General features: G+C 66.6%; 14 protein-coding genes. 4 read left to right on the top strand and 10 right to left on the bottom strand.

Annotated features, from left to right (window positions below; genetic code table 11):
• Nucleotides 1–15 precede the first annotated feature (15 nt).
• The 7 genes from cheB to ACZ9C1_RS24440 form a co-directional block, all read right to left on the bottom strand.
• On the bottom strand, nt 16–1,029 hold the full coding sequence (cheB, locus tag ACZ9C1_RS24470; RefSeq protein ID WP_038705558.1) for a chemotaxis response regulator protein-glutamate methylesterase: 1,014 nt from the start codon (nt 1,027–1,029) through the stop codon (nt 16–18).
• Nucleotides 1,026–3,326: a response regulator gene (locus ACZ9C1_RS24465; RefSeq protein WP_476254462.1), complete on the bottom strand. Its 2,301-nt coding sequence runs from the start codon at nt 3,324–3,326 to the stop codon at nt 1,026–1,028. Before ACZ9C1_RS24465 ends, cheB begins: the two co-directional genes overlap by 4 nt.
• Nucleotides 3,323–3,988 (bottom strand): chemotaxis protein CheW, encoded by a 666-nt coding sequence (locus ACZ9C1_RS24460; RefSeq protein ID WP_277503064.1) that lies wholly within the window; start codon nt 3,986–3,988, stop codon nt 3,323–3,325. Before ACZ9C1_RS24460 ends, ACZ9C1_RS24465 begins: the two co-directional genes overlap by 4 nt.
• Nucleotides 3,985–5,229: a CheR family methyltransferase gene (locus ACZ9C1_RS24455; protein ID WP_102681602.1), complete on the bottom strand. Its 1,245-nt coding sequence runs from the start codon at nt 5,227–5,229 to the stop codon at nt 3,985–3,987. The genes ACZ9C1_RS24460 and ACZ9C1_RS24455 overlap by 4 nt, the downstream gene beginning before the upstream one ends.
• Nucleotides 5,226–5,747 carry a chemotaxis protein CheW gene (locus ACZ9C1_RS24450; RefSeq protein ID WP_102681601.1) on the bottom strand — a complete coding sequence of 174 codons (522 nt, stop codon included), beginning with the start codon at nt 5,745–5,747 and terminating at the stop codon, nt 5,226–5,228. The genes ACZ9C1_RS24455 and ACZ9C1_RS24450 overlap by 4 nt, the downstream gene beginning before the upstream one ends.
• A gap of 5 nt (nt 5,748–5,752) precedes the next feature.
• Nucleotides 5,753–7,375: a methyl-accepting chemotaxis protein gene (locus tag ACZ9C1_RS24445; RefSeq protein WP_038705554.1), complete on the bottom strand. Its 1,623-nt coding sequence runs from the start codon at nt 7,373–7,375 to the stop codon at nt 5,753–5,755.
• A gap of 128 nt (nt 7,376–7,503) precedes the next feature.
• A complete protein-coding gene (locus tag ACZ9C1_RS24440) occupies nt 7,504–8,187 on the bottom strand; it encodes a tellurite resistance TerB family protein (protein WP_110697738.1) in 684 nt (227 codons plus the stop codon).
• Between the two features lie 183 nt (nt 8,188–8,370).
• Between ACZ9C1_RS24440 and ACZ9C1_RS24435 the strand changes: the two genes are divergently transcribed.
• The 3 genes from ACZ9C1_RS24435 to ACZ9C1_RS24425 all read left to right on the top strand — a co-directional run bounded on the left by ACZ9C1_RS24435 (nt 8,371) and on the right by ACZ9C1_RS24425 (nt 10,518).
• Nucleotides 8,371–9,795 carry a gamma-aminobutyraldehyde dehydrogenase gene (locus tag ACZ9C1_RS24435; RefSeq protein WP_476254461.1) on the top strand — a complete coding sequence of 475 codons (1,425 nt, stop codon included), beginning with the start codon at nt 8,371–8,373 and terminating at the stop codon, nt 9,793–9,795.
• Nucleotides 9,796–9,934: 139 nt separating this feature from the next.
• The gene (locus tag ACZ9C1_RS24430; RefSeq protein ID WP_102681724.1) at nt 9,935–10,189 is read left to right on the top strand and encodes a type II toxin-antitoxin system HicA family toxin; all 255 of its coding nucleotides are present in this window, start codon (nt 9,935–9,937) and stop codon (nt 10,187–10,189) included.
• A complete protein-coding gene (locus ACZ9C1_RS24425) occupies nt 10,186–10,518 on the top strand; it encodes a type II toxin-antitoxin system HicB family antitoxin (RefSeq protein WP_102681598.1) in 333 nt (110 codons plus the stop codon). The genes ACZ9C1_RS24430 and ACZ9C1_RS24425 overlap by 4 nt, the downstream gene beginning before the upstream one ends.
• A gap of 1 nt (nt 10,519) precedes the next feature.
• Here the strand turns inward: ACZ9C1_RS24425 and ACZ9C1_RS24420 are convergent, their stop codons facing one another.
• The 3 genes from ACZ9C1_RS24420 to ACZ9C1_RS24410 all read right to left on the bottom strand — a co-directional run bounded on the left by ACZ9C1_RS24420 (nt 10,520) and on the right by ACZ9C1_RS24410 (nt 12,718).
• On the bottom strand, nt 10,520–11,626 hold the full coding sequence (locus ACZ9C1_RS24420; RefSeq protein WP_111531747.1) for an NADH:flavin oxidoreductase/NADH oxidase: 1,107 nt from the start codon (nt 11,624–11,626) through the stop codon (nt 10,520–10,522).
• Nucleotides 11,627–11,705: 79 nt separating this feature from the next.
• Nucleotides 11,706–12,518 (bottom strand): type I methionyl aminopeptidase, encoded by an 813-nt coding sequence (gene map / locus ACZ9C1_RS24415; protein WP_111531746.1) that lies wholly within the window; start codon nt 12,516–12,518, stop codon nt 11,706–11,708.
• Nucleotides 12,515–12,718, bottom strand: a complete 204-nt coding sequence (locus ACZ9C1_RS24410) for a ParD-like family protein (protein WP_046856862.1) — start codon at nt 12,716–12,718, stop codon at nt 12,515–12,517. Before ACZ9C1_RS24410 ends, map begins: the two co-directional genes overlap by 4 nt.
• A gap of 291 nt (nt 12,719–13,009) precedes the next feature.
• On the opposite strand from ACZ9C1_RS24410, the gene ACZ9C1_RS24405 reads away from it, so the two are divergent.
• Complete coding sequence (locus tag ACZ9C1_RS24405; protein ID WP_476254460.1) at nt 13,010–16,987, top strand: molybdopterin-dependent oxidoreductase; 3,978 nt, start codon at nt 13,010–13,012, stop codon at nt 16,985–16,987.
• The last annotated feature ends 184 nt before the right edge of the window (nt 16,988–17,171 follow it).

Here is a 17,171-nt window from a genome sequence, read left to right as displayed (position 1 = left end):
ACTCAATACATATCGTCATTTCGGAAAGATTTCCATCAGTCGTCCGGCGATTCGCTCCAGCGGACGTATTTCCACCGCCGCGTCGATCGCCGCGGCGGCCTTGGGCATGCCGTACACCGCGCTGCTCTGCTGGTCCTGGGCGATGGTCAGGAAACCCTGCTGGCGCATCAGTTTCAGGCCTTGGGCGCCGTCGCGCCCCATGCCGGTAAGCAGCACGCCCACCGCATCGCCGGACCAGCAGCGCGCCACGCTCTCGAAGAACACATCGATCGAGGGCCGGTAGATTTCGTTGACAGGCTCGGCAGTGTAGGCCAGCTCGCCATTCTTAAGGAGGCGGATATGGTGGTTGGTGCCGGCCAGCAGCACCTGCCCCGGCTGCGGCGGCTCACCCTCGCGGGCCAGGCGCACCGGCAGGCCGGAGGCGCTGCTGAGCCACTCGGCCATGCCCGCGGCGAATACCTGGTCAACATGCTGGACCAGCACGATGGCCGCCGGAAAACTGCGCGGCAGCCCCTTGAGCAGTACTTCCAGGGCGGCCGGCCCACCCGCGGACGAGCCGATGGCCACCAGTGCGCGGCGCTGCGAGGCCTCGCGCAGCGGCACGCTAACCGCCCGAGGCGCGCTGGGCCGCTGCTGGCCGATCAGCCAGCCGATATTGAGGATCTTGCGCAGCAGTGGCGCGGCTGCCTCGCGTGCATCGCCCGCGCCCAATGCCGGAGTGTCGACCACATCCAGGGCGCCATGGCCCATGGCCTCGAACACCCGGTGCACATTCTGTTTGCGATCCACGGTGACGATGACGATGGCGCAGGGGGTTTCGGCCATGATGCGCCGGGTCGCTTCCACGCCGTCCATGACCGGCATGATCAGGTCCATGAGGATCAGGTCCGGCGTCTGCTCGGCGCACAGGCGCACCGCCTCGGCGCCGTTGCCGGCGACCCAGATCACCTGGTGCGCGGGCTCGAATGCCAACGCCCGGCGCAGGGCCTCGACGGCCATGGGCATGTCGTTGACAATGGCGATTCTCATCCCTGGGCACCTCCGATCAGCTCCACGACCGCATCCAGCAACGCATCGTCATGGAAGCTGGCCTTGGCCAAATAATAGTCGGCACCGGCATCCAGTCCACGACGCCGGTCTTCTTCGCGATCCTTGTAGGACACCACCATCACCGGCAGCGATTGCAGGCGGTTGTCGCGCCGCACCAGGGTGACCAGCTCGATCCCGTCCATGCGCGGCATGTCGATGTCGGTGATCAACAGGTCGAAATCATCGCTGCGCAGCGCGTTCCAGCCGTCCATGCCATCCACGGCCACCGCCACTTCGTAGCCGCGGTGGCCCAGCAGCTTGCGTTGCAGCTCGCGCACGGTGAGCGAGTCGTCGACCACCAGGATGCGCTTGCGCACCGCACCCTTGGCGCCCCGCCCACCGCGCTCGATACGCTCCAGGCGGCCGGTGCTGAGCAGCTTGTCCACCGAGCGCAGCAAGTCCTCGACATCGACGATGAGCACCACCGAACCGTCGTCGAGCAAGGCCCCGGCGGAGATATCCTGGACTTTGCCCAGGCGGGGATCCAACGGCATCACCACCAGCACCCGTTCGCCGATCAGCCGCTCGACGGCCACCCCATAGAGCTGCTCGCGCTCGCGGATCACCACCACCCGCAGGCTCTGTTCGTCGCCCTGGGCCGCCGGCCGGTTGAGAAGCTGGCTGGCGGCCACCAGGCCGATGTGTCGCCCTTCGTGCCAGAAGTGCTGCCGCCCTTCGATCTGCACGATGGCCTCGGCCGCCACGTCGACGGTGCGCTCGATATGCGCCAGCGGAAAGGCGTAGGCCTCGCCGCCCACCTCGACGACCAGGCTGCGAACCACCGACAAGGTCAACGGCACTTCCACATGGAAGCAACATCCCTGGCCAGCCACCTGAGTCAACTCGATGGAGCCGCGCAGCTCACGGACCATGTGCTGCACCGCATCCAGGCCGACACCGCGCCCGGACACTTCGGTGACCGTGTCGCGCAGGCTGAAACCCGGCAGGAACAGGAATGTCAGCAGCTCGGCCTCGCTCATCTGCGCCACCGTCTCGGCCGGTGACAATGCGCGCTCGACGATACTCTCGCGCAAGCGCTGCAGATCGATGCCGGCACCGTCGTCAGACAGTTCGAGGATCAGCAGCCCGGCCTGGTGCGAGGCGCGCAGGCGCACGGTGCCCTCGCTCGGTTTGCCGGCCAGCAAGCGCTGCTCGGGCAGTTCGATGCCATGATCGACCGCGTTGCGCAGCAAGTGCGTCAGCGGTGCCTCGAGCTTTTCCAGCACGTCACGGTCGACCTGGGTCTTCTCGCCCTCGATCAACAGGCGCACCGGCTTGTCCAGCGAGCGCCCGAGGTCGCGGACCATCCGGCTCTGGCCGGTGAGCACATCGGCGAACGGACGCATGCGACAGGCCAGCGCCGTGTCGTACAGCAGTTGCGCGCGCTGGCTGGCCTGCCAACCGAATTCGTCGAGATCGGCCGCCTGCTGCAAGAGGATCTGCTGGGTTTCAGCCAGCAACTGCTGGGTCTGGGCCAGCGCTTCCAGCACCTCCGGCCCCTGCCCGCTCTCTTCCAGCTGGGCCTTCAGGCCATCGAGGCCGCGCATGCCCTGGCCATGCATGCGCTTCAGGCGCTGCAAGGTGGCCAGGTAGGGTTTCAGCCGCTGGGTCTCGACCAGCGACTTGCTCGACAGGTCCAGCAGGCTGTTCAGACGGTCGGCGGTCACCCGCAATACCCGCTCTCCCCCCTCGCCACCGCGCTTGCCGGCCTTGCGGGCAGGCACGGGCTCAGCTTCCGGTTCAGGCTCCGTGGGGGCCTGGAGCGTTGGCTCGGGTTCTGGCCGCGCTGGCATGGCAGCGGGCGGCGCGCTTGGAACGCCAGCCTGCGCGATCACCGACACGGGCGCCGAAGGGTCGAGCAGTGTTGTCATCTGTGCCAGGAACACCGCCACGGCGGCTTCGCCGCCCTGATCTCCAGGGGTCGCGATACGCATCAACAAATCGGTACCTTGCAACAAGGCGTCGATATGCTCCGGGCGCAGCAGCAGGCGGCCCTCCTGAGCGGCCACCAGACAGTCTTCCATGACGTGGGCGACGCTGACCCCGGCATCGATGCCGACAATGCGCGCCGCCCCCTTGAGCGAGTGCGCCGCACGCATGCAGGCCTCGAGTTGATCGGGTTGCGCAGGGTTGCGCTCCAGCGCCATCAAGCCGGCGCTGAGCACCTGGGTCTGGGCCTCGGCCTCCAGGCTGAACAGCTCGAGCAGCGACGCATCGCGCATTTGCTCCGGGGTCATGACAGGCTCCGCTTCACGGCTGACATCAGGTGTTGTTCATCCAGCACTCGCACGCTGCGCCCTCGCCACTGCAACACGGCAGCGGTGAAATGCGCCGCATCACGGCCGTTGTCCTGGCCCGCAAGGTCAAGACGATGGATGCCGTCGATCTCGTCCACCGGCACCACCACCGGCCCGCCCTCGGCCGCCAGGATCAGCATGCGCGGCATGCTCCGCCCGGTGCGCTCCGCGCCCACCTGCGTCGGCACGCCCAGCAGGTCGGCGAGCGACAGGCAAGGCACCAGCGCACCGCGCACATTGGCGACGCCCTGCAGCACACGCGAGCGCTGGTGCGGCAACGAGTGCACCGGCTGCGCCGGGGCGATCTCGGCCAGGCAGGCGGTGGCCAGGGCCAGCCACTCCTCGCCCAGGCGGAACAGCAGCATCGAGCGGCCGACCGCGCATTCCTCCACGATGGCCGTTTCGACCTGCTCGTCCTGGACCAGCGCATAGCGGTCCAGCAGGCGCGTGGCCGCGTCGGCATACACCTCGCAATTGCGGCAGTGCACATGCCGCTCCAGCAACGGGCACTGCTTGTCGCCATGCACGCCGATGCGGTTCCAGCAATCATCGATAGGCTGGTCGTCATTGGCGATCAGTTGCATATGGTATCCGCCGCTCATCGTTCAGACTCCCTGCCAGCTCGGGCGGCACGCTCCTGCAGGCGCCGGGCACCGGCATCGTCCCCCTGCGCGGCCAGCAGCATGGCCAGGTGCATCAGTGCCTCAGGGTGCTGCGGCTCGAGGTAGAGCGCCTTGCGATAATGGGTGATGGCCTGCGCGGCATCGCCTTCGGTGTCACTGAGCAACCCCAGCCAGTAATAGACCTGCGCCTTGGGGGCGAACTGGCGCAGATAGCGTTCGCAGTCCGCCCTGGCCTGCTGGTTTTCACCGGCATTGGCCTGCCGGGCAATGAGGGCCAGCAACTGCGCTTCGCCCTGCGCCGGGACCGGCGCCGCTGGCACGGCGCTCGACCTGGCGGCTCGGGGCGGCAGTGCCACGAGACGCGGCGGCGGCGGCGCGACCGGTTGGCGCGCAACCGGCAACGGCTTGGCAACAGGCGGTGGGGCATCATCCTGGCGCACATAGGCGAATGACTGGGCAATCCCCAGCGGGCGCATGCCCAGGCGCGCCAGCAGGCTGCCCTCGGCGGGGCCGATGAACAGCACGCCCTGGGCGTGGATCAGGCGCTTGAGTACCTCGAACACCCGCTGCTGGGTCGGAACATCGAAGTAGATCAGCAAGTTGCGGCAGAACACAAAATCGTACAACCCTTCACGCGCCTTGAGCGCCGGGTCGAGCACGTTGCCCGCCTGCAGGCTGACTTGCTGGCGCACCCGCTCATCCAGGCGATGGGTATCGCCGCTTGGGCTGAAGTGCCGCTCGCGAAAGGCCAGCTCGCTGCCGCGGAAGGAGTTGCGCCCATAAAGCGCCTGCTCGCCCTTGGCCACCGAACTGGGGCTGATATCAATGCCATCGACGCGGAAAGCGCCCGGGCTCAGGCCACCGTCGAGCAAGGCCATGGCGATCGAGTAGGGCTCCTCGCCCGTCGAGCACGGCAGGCTGAGGATACGCAAGGGCCGTGCGCCGGCAAGTTCTGCCGCACGCTTGTGCGCCAGCCCCGCCAGCGCGGTGAAGGATTCGGGGTAACGGAAGAACCAGGTCTCCGGAACGATGACCGCCTCGATCAAGGCCTGCTGCTCATCGCTGGACTGCTGCAAACGCAGCCAATAGTCGTCGAGATCCGCAGCCTGCACGAGCGTGCAGCGCTGGCGCAGTGCGCGCTCGACCATCGCTGCGCCGACCGACTCCACGTCCAGCCCGATACGTTCCTGCAGGAAACGGAAGAAACGTTGCTCGCTCATGCTGGCTCCTGCCCGGGCTCGACGGGGTACAGCAGCTCACGCACCGCGTCCGACAACAGGTCATTCACCTGGATGCGCTGCAACAAACCGCGGGCGTCCTGGCGCACCGGCCCGAGATAGCGCGCGTCGGCATTGTCCAGGCCGTATGGCTGGAATTCCTCGGGGGCACAGCGCAGCGTATCGGTGGCCTGCTCCAGGACAAGCCCCAGTTGCAGGTCAGGACGGCGCGGGTCAGCGCGATAGTGCACCAGGACCATCCGCGTACTGCTGCGCGACTGTGCCGGCATGCCGAAGCTCAGCGCCGACAGGTCGATCACCGGTACCAACGCACCACGGTGGGCGAGCACGCCGGCCACCCAGCCCGGCGCCTGGGCGATGGGTTTGAGGGTACGGCACGGCAGCACTTCGATCACCTCACGCACGTCCAGGGCGAAGCGCTGGTCGGCGATGCGAAATTGCAGGTACAGCACGCCCTTGCCGGCTGATTCGCGATCCTCGCGAGGGGACGGTTCGTTCATCGTCGTCAGACTTTGAACCGCGAAACACCGCCACGCAGCCCGGCGGCTACCTGGCTCAGTTCGTCGATAGCGAAGCTGGCCTGGCGCAGCGATTCCACGGTCTGGGTACTGGCATCGCTGAGCTGGGCCAGTGCCTGGTTGATCTGCTCGGCGCCGGTGGCCTGGGCCTGCATGCCCTCGTTGACCATCAGCACCCGCGGCGCCAGCGCCTGTACCTGATGGATGATCTGGCTGAGCTGCTCGCCCACTTGCTGCACCTCGAACATGCCGCGGCGCACTTCCTCGGAGAACTTGTCCATGCCCATCACCCCGGCCGACACCGCCGACTGGATCTCGCGCACCATCTGCTCGATGTCATAGGTGGCCACGGCGGTCTGGTCGGCCAGCCGGCGTACTTCGGTGGCGACCACGGCGAAACCGCGACCGTACTCACCGGCCTTCTCTGCCTCGATGGCGGCGTTGAGCGACAGCAGGTTGGTCTGGTCGGCAACCTTGACGATGGTCACCACCATCTGCGTGATATTGCTGGCCTTCTCGTTGAGGATCGCCAGCTTGGCGTTGACCAGGTCGGCGGCGCCCATCACCTGGTGCATGGTCTCCTCCATGCGCGCCAGGCCCTGCTGGCCGGCACCGGCAAGGCTCGAGGCCTGGTCGGCCGACGAAGTGACTTCGGTCATGGTGCGCACCAGGTCCCGCGAGGTCGCGGCGATTTCCCGCGAGGTGGCGCCGATCTCGGTGGTGGTGGCGGCTGTCTCGGTGGCGGTGGCCTGCTGCTGCTTGGAGGTGGCGGCGATCTCGGTGACCGAGGTGGTCACCTGCACCGACGAGCGCTGGGCTTGCGACACCAGGTTGGCCAGGGATTCGGCCATTTCGTTGAAGCCACCCTCGATCGCGCCGAACTCATCCTTGCGGTCCAGGCTCAGGCGCATGCTCAGGTCTCCCGAACGCAGGCCGTCGAGGGCATGCACGATGCGTTGCATGGGGGCGGTGATCGCGCGCATCAGCAGCAGGCCGCAAACGCCGGCGGCGACGATTGCCAGCAGCAGCGAGACGATCATGCTGCCTTTGGCGGTGGCCACGGCGCTGACGATTTCATTGGTGGCGTTGTCGGCCGACTCCCGGTTGCGCTCGATCACTTCGTTCAGATGCAGGCGCCCTTCTCTCCAGGCGGGCGTCAGCACCTCGGCGATCAAGCGCTGGGCTTCGGCGTAGTTCTTCTGGCGATAGGTTTCCAGGACCTGATCGACGATCTTGACGTAAGCCTCTTCCTGGCGCGTGAAATCGTCGAACGCGGCCTGGTCGGCCGGGTCGCGGATAGTGCCCTGGTAGCTGGCCATATGCTGCTTCAGACGGTCGTCGAAACTCTTGAACAACTCGGCATCGGTCGTGGTGAACTCGCGGTGGTTCGACAGGCCGACCAGTTGCTGGCTGGTCACGTAGCTGTCGACCCAGGCGCTGCGGATCATCGAGCTGTAGTAGAGCCCGGGAATGCTGTCGGACCCTACCGCCTCCTCGCTGGACTCGATCGCCACCAGCCGCGAGTAGGCGGCCACGATCATCAGCAGCATGATGGCGATGATCACGGCGAAACTTGCCAGGATCCGTTGGCGCAAGGTCCAGTTCTTCACATTCAGCCCTCAGGAATTCGATACGAGCGGGAAAAATCGCCGAAGTATAGCCCAGGCTTCCTACGTATTTGCGGCTGAATGCTGCTGTATTCAGGCCTCCGTGCCCATTGATATGGCCAATTGCAGGCTCATTGATCCGCGGCAAGCCTGACCTGGTTCTCCAGCTCCAGGCGCAAGGCAGGGTCCAGACGCAGCTGGCGCGCCAGTTCGTCGAGGTAGGCGCGCTCCATGAAATTCTCCTGGTCGACCATCATCACGCTGGCCAGGTACATCTCGGCGGCCATTTCCGGCGTCTGCGCGGCGCGGGCCACTTCGGCCGGATCCAGCGGCTTGTTCAGTTCGGCGTGCAGCCAGTGCTGCAACTCGCGGTCGCTGTCCAGGCGAGTGAACTCGCCTTCGATCAGGGCCCGCTCACGGTCATCGATATGGCCGTCGGACTTGGCTGCCGCCACCAGCGCCCGCAGCACTGCCTGGCTGTGTTGCTCGACCTGGGCCGGCGGCAGGCGATCCAGCGTCTGCGGCTGCTGATCGCCGGCGCCCTGGCGTGCCTGCCAGTTGCCATAGGCCTTGTAGGCCAGCACCCCGAGCGCGGCCAGGCCGCCGTAGGTCAGGGCCTTGCCGCCGTACTTGCGGGCCTTCTTGTTGCCCAGCAGCAAGCCCATGGCCCCCGCTGCCAACGCGCCACCGCCCGCACCGGACAACAGGCTGCCAAGGTTCCCCGAACCTTTGTCGCTGACGCCCTTGCCCTGCTGGTTCTGCAGCAGGGATTGACCGGTTTTCAAAAGCTGATCGAGCAGACCACGCGTGTTCATCTGACAGGCCTCGCAAACATTCACGGTTGAGAAGGCCCCAGAGTAGGCCGACAAGCTGAAGCCTCGCTTAACGCATTTGCATCCGAATGTTGCCCTCCTCGGTTTGTTGCCACGGCCAGTCGCTTCTAATCTGTAGCGTCACTGCGGCACAGTGCGCTCGAGTACCACAAGGAGAACCGCTCCATGCAAACCCGAATGCTGATCAACGGTCACCTGGTGAACGGCGAAGGCCCGGCCTGGACCGTGCTCGACCCGGCCAAGGGCAGTGCCCTGGCACAGATCAACGAGGCCACCGAGGCCCAGGTCGACATCGCCGTGCGCGCCGCCGACCAAGCCTTCGAGCACTGGTCGCAGAGCACGCCGAAGGAGCGCGCCAGCGCATTGCTGGCCATTGCCGAGGTCATCGAACGACACGCCGAGGAACTGGCCCGGCTGGAATCGGACAACTGCGGCAAGCCCTATGCCGCGGCGCTCGGCGACGAGATCCCGGCCATCGCCGATGTGTTCCGCTACTTCGCCGGTGCCGCACGCTGCCTGGGTGGCCTGGCGGCGGGCGAGTACCTGCCCGGGCACACGTCGATGATCCGCCGCGACCCGCTGGGCGTGGTCGCCTCCATCGCGCCTTGGAACTACCCGCTGATGATGCTGGCCTGGAAGATTGCCCCCGCGTTGGCCGCCGGCAACACCGTGGTCATCAAGCCATCGGAGCTCACCCCGCTGACCGCCCTGCGTCTTGGTGAGCTGGTCCGTGAGCTGCTGCCGGCCGGCGTGCTCAATATCCTTTTCGGCCGTGGCCAGACCGTCGGCAACCCATTGGTCACCCATGCCAAGGTGCGCATGGTGTCGCTGACCGGCTCCATCCCCACCGGCGCGCACATCATTGGCGCCACCGCCGACAGCGTGAAGCGCATGCACATGGAATTGGGCGGCAAGGCACCGGTGCTGGTGTTCGACGACGCTGACCTCGACGCTGCCATCGATGGCATCCGCACCTTCGGCTTCTACAACGCCGGGCAGGACTGCACCGCCGCCTGCCGGCTGTACGTGCAGGACGGCATCTACGAACGCTTCGTCGAACGCTTGGGCGCGGCGGTGGCGAGCATCAAGCCAGGCCCACAGCAGGCGGCCGACACCGAACTCGGCCCGTTGATCAGCGCCCAGCATCGCGACAAGGTCGCCGGCCTGGTGAACCGCGCCATCGCCCAGCCGCACATCCGCCTGGTCACCGGTGGCAAGGCACTGCCCGGTGATGGCTTCTTCTTCGCCCCGACCGTGCTGGCCGATGCGCTGGAGGACGATGAAATCGTCCGCCACGAGGTGTTCGGCCCGGTGGTGTCGGTCACCCGCTTCAGCGACGAAGCCCAGGCGCTGGAGTGGGCCAACGACTCGGAGTATGGCCTGGCCTCGTCGGTGTGGACCCGTGACAGCGGACGCGCCCACCGCCTCGCCGCACGGCTGCAATATGGCTGCACTTGGGTCAACACGCATTTCATGCTGGTCAGCGAGATGCCGCACGGCGGGCAGAAGCATTCCGGCTATGGCAAGGACATGTCGATGTACGGGCTGGAGGACTACACCTGTGTGCGCCATGTGATGTTCAAGCACTGATGCATGACTAGCCGGTGGGGGCAAAACACCCACCGGCTTTTTTCCTGCAAAGCAACGCGATTTTTCCTGCCTATCGCCTGAACTACACCCTACCGCCGATCTATTGAGTTCAATGGCGCTGGTATCACAGACTGATACCATAAATAATCGTCAACGTGCGTTACTCGAACTTGTCTTCAACAAGCCCGTTCCCCGAACGCTGGACTGGTCGCGCCTGGAGTCCCTGCTGGTCTCGCTCGGTGCCCGGGTTATCGAGGGTAGAGGCTCGCGTGTGCGCTTCGAACTCAACGGTGAGGTTGCGACCTTTCATCGCCCTCACCCCGACCGGCACGCCAAACCCTATCAGGTGCGCGATGCCCGCCAGTTCCTGGAGCAGGCAGGAGTTACACCATGAATGTGATGAATTACCGCGGCTACTCGGCGCGCATCGAATACAGCGACGAAGACCAGTTGCTGATCGGCCATGTCGCCGGGATCCGCGACGTGATCGGCTTCCATGGCGAGTCGATCAGTGAATTGCGCCAGGCGTTCGAGGAAGCTGTCGACGACTACCTCGAAACCTGTCGGCGCCTGGGGCGTGAACCGCAGAAAACTTACTCCGGCAAACTCAGCCTGCGCCTGGAGCCTGCTCTCCACGCCAGCGTGGCGGCCAAGGCCGAGCTGGCGCAGAAGAGCATCAACCAGTGGGTCAGCGACATCCTCAGCCAGGCCGCCTGCAGCTGAGTCAGTCGCGCAGGTCCGATTCGTGGATCGGGTTGGCCCGGCTTGTCGCGCGTTGGTATTGCGCCGGCCAGGTCGCCTTGTTGCCGCCCAGGTCGTCGTCGGCGTGCAATGGCCAGTAAGGGTCGCGCAACAGTTCGCGGGCCAGGAAGATCACATCGGCCTGGCCGGTGCGCAGGATATGCTCGGCCTGGGCCGGCTCGGTGATCATGCCGACGGTGCCGGTGGCGATCTCCGACTCCTTGCGCACCCGCTCGGCGAAACGGGTCTGGTAGCCGGGGCCAGTGGGGATTTCTGCATTGACCGAGGTCCCTCCCGACGACACGTCGATCAGGTCGACGCCCAAGGCGCGTAGCCGGCGGGCCAGTTCCACGGTCTCGTCCGGGTTCCAGCCATCCTCGACCCAGTCGGTGGCCGACACCCGCACCAACAGCGGCAGCTCCTGTGGCCAGGCCTGGCGCACCGCCTCGGCGACTTGCAGGGTCAGGCGGATACGGTTTTCAAAGCAGCTGCCGTACTCGTCGCGGCGCTGGTTGCTCAGCGGCGAGAGGAACTGGTGCAGCAGGTAGCCGTGGGCAGCGTGGATCTCGACGACCTTGAAGCCGGCCTTCAACGCCCGCTCGGTGGCGGCGACGAACGCGCTGACGACCTGCTGGATCTCGTCCTTGCTCAGTTCATGGGGGACGGTGTGCTCGGGGTCGAAGGCAATCCTGGAGGGTCCTACCGGCTGCCAGCCGCCGTCTTCAAGCTTGACGCTGCCGTGCTTGCCCAGCCACGGCCTGTGGGTGCTGGCCTTGCGTCCGGCGTGGGCCAGCTGGATGCCGGGGACGGCGCCCTGGGCGGTGATGAAGCGGGTGATGCGCTGCAGCGCGGGGATCTGCTCGTCGTTCCACAGGCCGAGGTCTTCTGCAGTGATGCGCCCATCGGCGGTGACCGCGACCGCTTCACTGATCACCAGGCCGGCGCCACCGACAGCGCGGCTGCCCAGGTGCACCAGGTGCCAGTCATTGGCCAGGCCGTCGACGGCGGAGTACTGGCACATGGGGGAAACGGCGATACGGTTGGGCAGGGTCAGCTGACGCAGGGTGTAGGGTTCGAGCAGCAGGCTCATGGCGCACCTCCCAGGGACTCCAATGGTTGCCGGGCCGGCATTTGTAGTGGGGCGTGGGCCGGTACCGGTAGGTTTCAGCCTAGACCATGGCTCCGAGGGGCGTTTGCCCATCGCCCTGCGCCGCTCGTTCCTCCTCGCGCAAGGTCAGCACCTCGACGCCACTCTGCGTCACCGCCACGGTGTGCTCCCATTGCGCCGACAGGCTCCGGTCACGGGTAATTACCGTCCAGCCATCGCGCAAACCGCGGGTCCCGCGCCCACCCTGGTTGATCATCGGCTCGATGGTGAACACCATCCCTGGTTGCAGCTTCATGCCCGTGCCACGCTGGCCGTAGTGCAGCACCTCCGGCGCCTCGTGCATCTGCGTGCCGATGCCGTGCCCGCAATACTCGCGCACCACGCTGTAGCCGGCGGCCTCGGCGTGGGCCTGGATGGCGTGGCCGATATCACCGAGGGTCGCGCCGGGGCGCACCTGCTCGATGCCCTTCCACAGCGCGGCATAGGTGGTGTCCACCAGCCGCCGGGCCTCTTCGCCGATCTGGCCGATGCTGTACATCTTCGACGAATCGGCGATATAGCCGCCCTGCTCCAGGGTGATGTCGACGTTGACTATCGAACCCTCCTTCAGCACCTCGTCGGCCTTGGGCATGCCATGGCAGACCACATGGTCCACCGAGGTGTTCAGGGCAAAGGGAAAACCATACTGGCCCTTGCTCGCCGGCCGCGCCTTGAGGGTCTGGACGATGAAGGCCTCGGCGCGGTCGTTGATCTGCATGGTAGTCACGCCGGGGCGGATGAAACCGTCGAGGTCGGCGAACACCCGGGCCAGCATCTGGCCGGCACGGCGCATCAATTCGAGCTGGGCGGCGTCCTTGAGGATGACCTTGCTCATTGCAGCAGCTCCTTAAGATTGGCCTGCTCCTGGCGCAGCAACTGGCGCAGCAGTTCCTGGTAGGTGGCCTGCGGGTGCAACTCGGCCAGCATGCCGATGCGGATCCAGTGCTCGGCCTGGGCGTTGATCGAGCGCGACAGCGCGGCGCTGGCCACGCGCAGGTCTTCGTGGAGGTCGTCGGCGATCTTGACGATGCCCATGTGCGATTACCTATATATGAAACGTATGCGAATCATATATCCACAAGCCAGCTGGCGCCATCCGCTGGTGCACCGTTCCCCATATCGGTGCGCGCGCCCCTCCCGGGCGAGCCCACTCACACCGCAGAGACGCGCCCCGTCGTGATATGGCCCGGGACTTGCTGCCGGCAAGGCATCGAGGCCATCAACGCCGATGGTCCTCCCTCCACGACGAAGGCGCCGTGTTGCCCCGCTTGCCACTTGCAGGCCGGGCAGCCGGCGCCTTTGTCGTTTCGTCAGCAGGAGATCGTGATGAGCGGCAGTGAAGTGCGCAGTGTTTGCCCGTATTGCGGAGTCGGGTGCGGCATCGTCATGCACGTGAGCGAAGGCAAGATCGTCAAAGTCAGCGGCGACAAGCAGCACCCCAGCAACTTCGGGCGCCTGTGCACCAAGGGGCTGACTGCCCATGTGCCGCTGGAGGCCGGGCGCATGGCTCACGCGTTCGTCCGTGACCAGCGCAACCAGCAGCCAGCCCGTCGCCCGCTGCAGACCGCCATCGCCGAGACGGCCGGGCGCCTGCGCACGATCATCGATACCCACGGCGCCGACGCCGTGGCTTTCTATGTCTCCGGGCAAATGTCGCTGGAGGCCCAGTACCTGGCCAACAAACTGGCCAAGGGCTTCATCCGCACCCGCCATATCGAGTCCAACTCACGCCTGTGCATGGCCAGTGCCGGCAGCGGCTACAAGCAATCGCTGGGCGCCGACGGCCCGCCCGGCAGCTATCAGGATTTCGAGCACGCCGAAGTGTTCCTGGTGATCGGCGCGAACATGGCCGACTGCCACCCGATCCTGTTCCTGCGCCTGCTCGACCGGCTCAAGGCCGGTGCCAGGCTGATCGTCGTCGACCCCCGGCGCAGCGCCACCGCCGACAAGGCCGACCTGTTCCTGCAACTGCGCCCGGGTACCGATCTGGCCCTGCTCAATGGCCTGCTGCACCTGCTGCATGCCAATGGCCACACCGACGCGGACTTCATCGCCCGCCACACCGAAGGCTGGGAGGCACTGCCGGCGTTTCTCGCGGACTACCCCCCCGAACGCGTCGCGGCCATCACCGGACTGGCCGAGGCCGACATCCGCGAAGCCGCCCGCCTGATCGGCGAGGCGGGCGAATGGATGAGCTGCTGGACCATGGGCCTGAACCAGAGCATCCACGGCACCTGGCATAGCAATGCCCTGTGCAACCTGCACCTGGCCACCGGCGCCATCTGCCGCCCCGGCAGCGGGCCGTTCTCGCTGACCGGCCAACCCAATGCCATGGGCGGCCGCGAGATGGGTTACATGGGGCCGGGCCTGCCGGGCCAGCGTTCGGCGCAGGTGGCAGCCGACCGCGCCTTCGTCGAAGCGCAATGGCAACTGCCCCCCGGCACCCTGCGCGACGAAGGGGGCGAAGGCACCGTGGCACTGTTCGAGCAGCTCAAGCATGGCGAGGTGAAAGCCTGCTGGATCATCTGCAGCAACCCGGTGGCCAGCGTCGCCAACCGCCAGCAGGTGATCGACGGCCTGCGCCAGGCACAGCTGGTGATCAGCCAGGACGCCTTCCTCGACACCGAGACCAACCGCTACGCCGACATCCTGCTGCCGGCGTCATTGTGGGCCGAGGGCGAAGGGGTGATGATCAACAGCGAGCGCAACCTGACCTTGATGCCCCGCGCCGTCGAGGCGCCCGGCGAAAGCCTCGAGGACTGGCGCCTGATCGCGCGCATCGCCTGTGCCCTGGGTTATGCGCACGCCTTCGACTACCCCGACGCCGAAGCGGTGTTCGATGAGATCCGCCGCTTCCACAACCCGGACACCGGCTACGACCTGCGCGGCATCGACTATGCCGACCTGCGCCAGGGCCCGCGGCAGTGGCCAAGCACGCCGGGGCGCAAGGACGCTCGCAGCCCCCTGCGCTATGTCGCGCCAGACGCCCCACAGACGCCGGTGTTTCCGACGCCCACCGGCAAGGCCCGGTTCTTCGCCCGCCCCTGGCTGCCGCCGGCGGAGCTGCCCGACGCTGCCTTCCCCTTCGTGCTCAACACAGGCCGCGTGCAGCACCAGTGGCACACGCTGACCAAGACTGGCCAGGTACCCAGCCTCAACAAGCTGGAGCCCGGCCCCTTTGTCGAGATCCACCCCGACGACGCCCGGCGCCTGGGTATCGCGGACAAGGACCAGGTGGCGATCCGCTCGCGCCGCGGCCAGGCCGTGCTGCCGGCGCGACTCAGCGAGCGGGTGCTGTCGGGCAACTGTTTCGCCCCGTTTCACTGGAACGATCTGTACGGCGAGCAACTGGCAATCAACGCGGTGACCTGCGACGCGGTGGACCCGACTTCGCTGCAGCCGGCCCTCAAGCACTGTGCCGTGGCCCTGGAACGGGTTGCCGGCGAGCGCATCGCCACCCTTGAACTGACGCTTCCCCCGGACCCCATCGCCATGCCCACCGCCACCCTGTCCCGCCTGCTCGGCCTAGAGACGTTGCCGGCTCCGATCCTGGCCGAGCAAGAACGCCATTACCTGCAAGGTTTCCTGCTCGGCCTGAGCCAGGCCCGCACCGAAAACATGCCTTGCCTGCCGCCCGATGCGCCCCTGGCGCCGGAGCGACGCCTGTTCGTCAACGGCCTGCTGGCCGGCCTGTTCGCCCGGCCCGCGCCGGCGTCGCAAGCAGCGCTCGAAAGCCCTCGTCACCACGTGCTGTGGGCCTCGCAGACCGGCAATGGCGAGCACCTCGCCGAACGCTGCGCCCAGCACCTGCGCGACGCGGGGCTGGTGGTCGCACTCAGTTGCATGGAGGAGGTGCGCCCATCCCAACTGCGAGGCGCCGCCAGCCTGCTGCTGATCGCCAGCACCTTCGGCGACGGCGATGCGCCGGACAGCGGCGCCCCGTTCTGGCGAGCCCTGCAGGACGAAGAAGGCGCCAGCTGTGCCACGCTGCCCTACGCCGTGCTGGCCCTGGGGGATTCGAGCTACGACCAGTTCTGCGGCTTCGGTCGCAAGCTCGACCAACGCCTGGCCGAGCTGGGGGCCCGGCGTCTGCTGGCCCGGGTCGACTGCGAGCCGGATTGCGAAGCGGCCTTCGGCGCCTGGCTCGATGCCCTGCTGCCCAAGCTTGGCAGTACCCCGACGGCTACCACCACCGCGTCGGCCACCGCCCGCGGCAAACACCAGCCCTGGCCTGCCACCTTGCGGGAGAACCGCCTCCTCAGCGGCCCGGATTCAACCAAGGAGACTCGCCAACTGGTCTTCGACCTGTCCGGCAGCGACCTGCGCTATCAACCCGGCGATGCCCTGGGCGTATGGCCGCGCAATTGCCCGGGCCTGGTCGACGAGCTGCTGATGCTGATGCAGCTGGACGGCCAGGCCGAGATCGAACTCGAGGGCCATGCCCCAATGCCCCTGCGAACCGCGCTTGAGCGGCACCTGGACATCACCCAGGTCAGCCGCCAGCAACTCGAAGTCTTCAGCCAGCACGCCAGCGGCCTGCAACGCCTGCTGCTGCCGGCATGCAAGGACGAACTCAAGGAATGGCTGTGGGGCCGCCAGTTGGCCGACGTGCTGCGCGAGTACCCCCAGGCCATGCCGCTGGGCAATTGGTTGTCGCTGCTGAAACCCTTGCAGCCGCGCCTGTACTCGATCAGCTCCAGCCCCCGGGCTCATCCCGGCCAGGTACACCTGACCGTCTCCATCGTGCGCCATGGCCAGCGCAAGGGCGTCTGTTCGAGCTTCCTCGCGGACCGGGCAGCGGCGCTGGAGGTGGGGGTATTTGCGCAGCCATCGAAACATTTCCACCTGCCCGAGGACGACGGGGTGCCTATCGTCATGATCGGCCCCGGTACCGGTATCGCCCCCTTCCGCGCCTTCCTCGAAGAACGCGAACTACGTGGGGCCCCAGGGCGCAACTGGCTGTTCTTCGGCGAACAGCATGCCGCCTGCGATTTCTACTACCGCGAACAATTGCAGGCCTGGGAGGCTTGCGGGCATGTGCGCCTGAGCACGGCGTTCTCCCGTGACCAGGTGGAAAAAGTCTATGTGCAGCATCGCCTGCTGGAACACGGCGCCGAGCTGTGGCAATGGCTGCAAGCGGGTGCCCATGTGTATGTGTGTGGCGATGCCCGGCATATGGCCCGGGATGTGGACACGGCCTTGCGCCAGCTCGTGGCGGAGCATGGCGGCCTGGACGAGACCACTGCTGCGGCGTATGTCGAGGGGTTGGGGCGGGACAAGCGCTACCTGCGGGATGTGTATTGATGCACCACGGTGGTGAGGCTTGCACCTTTGTTGTGCCCCGAACGGCCTCATCGCCGGCAAGCCGGCTACCACAAGGGTACGCCGCAAACGGGCCCGCAGCCCTGTGGGAGCCGGCTTTCCGGCGGTGAGTCCCGTGAAGGCTACCGATAAGTGGCCGCTTGGCACACTCCCTGCTTTTCAACGA

Source organism: Pseudomonas sp. TE21435 (assembly GCF_056279265.1).
This window is presented reverse-complemented; position numbering and strand designations above follow the sequence as displayed.

Coding starts and splice junctions, on each gene's coding strand:
- cheB (WP_038705558.1), bottom strand. CDS start 1,029: ATGAGAATCGCCATTGTCAACGACATGCCCATGGCCGTCGAGGCCCTG.
- ACZ9C1_RS24465 (WP_476254462.1), bottom strand. CDS start 3,326: ATGACCCCGGAGCAAATGCGCGATGCGTCGCTGCTCGAGCTGTTCAGC.
- ACZ9C1_RS24460 (WP_277503064.1), bottom strand. CDS start 3,988: ATGAGCGGCGGATACCATATGCAACTGATCGCCAATGACGACCAGCCT.
- ACZ9C1_RS24455 (WP_102681602.1), bottom strand. CDS start 5,229: ATGAGCGAGCAACGTTTCTTCCGTTTCCTGCAGGAACGTATCGGGCTG.
- ACZ9C1_RS24450 (WP_102681601.1), bottom strand. CDS start 5,747: ATGAACGAACCGTCCCCTCGCGAGGATCGCGAATCAGCCGGCAAGGGC.
- ACZ9C1_RS24440 (WP_110697738.1), bottom strand. CDS start 8,187: ATGAACACGCGTGGTCTGCTCGATCAGCTTTTGAAAACCGGTCAATCC.
- ACZ9C1_RS24435 (WP_476254461.1), top strand. CDS start 8,371: ATGCAAACCCGAATGCTGATCAACGGTCACCTGGTGAACGGCGAAGGC.
- ACZ9C1_RS24425 (WP_102681598.1), top strand. CDS start 10,186: ATGAATGTGATGAATTACCGCGGCTACTCGGCGCGCATCGAATACAGC.
- ACZ9C1_RS24420 (WP_111531747.1), bottom strand. CDS start 11,626: ATGAGCCTGCTGCTCGAACCCTACACCCTGCGTCAGCTGACCCTGCCC.
- map (WP_111531746.1), bottom strand. CDS start 12,518: ATGAGCAAGGTCATCCTCAAGGACGCCGCCCAGCTCGAATTGATGCGC.
- ACZ9C1_RS24410 (WP_046856862.1), bottom strand. CDS start 12,718: ATGGGCATCGTCAAGATCGCCGACGACCTCCACGAAGACCTGCGCGTG.
- ACZ9C1_RS24405 (WP_476254460.1), top strand. CDS start 13,010: ATGAGCGGCAGTGAAGTGCGCAGTGTTTGCCCGTATTGCGGAGTCGGG.